The organism is Halalkalibacterium ligniniphilum, assembly GCF_000334155.1.
In the GTDB taxonomy this organism is placed as follows: Bacteria; Bacillota; Bacilli; order Bacillales; family Bacillaceae_D; genus Halalkalibacterium; species Halalkalibacterium ligniniphilum.
Genome location: NZ_ANNK01000189.1, coordinates 1 through 248, shown reverse-complemented (window position 1 = coordinate 248; position 248 = coordinate 1). Strand labels below are relative to the sequence as shown.

Sequence of the window (248 nt, the reverse complement as noted above, 5' to 3'; positions counted from 1 at the left end):
GTTGCAACGACCCAAGTGCCACATCTGGATGTGCTTACTAGTGGTCCGATTCCGCCGAATCCATCGGAGCTCCTTGGCTCCCATGCAATGAGCCGTTTTATCGAGGAGGTCACTAGCTTGTACGAGTATGTGCTATTCGACACACCGCCGATGCTCGCTGTAGCCGATGCGCAAATTTTGGCGAATGTCTGCGATGGCTCGATCCTTGTTGTTCGCAGTGGCGGAACCGACCGCCAAGGGGCGATCAA

Annotated in this window: 1 pseudogene; it reads left to right on the top strand. The window is 55.2% G+C overall.

Annotation, left to right across the window (positions count from 1 at the left end):
* Window positions 1–248: pseudogene (locus BLT_RS0121075) on the top strand (CpsD/CapB family tyrosine-protein kinase); the annotation flags it as partial.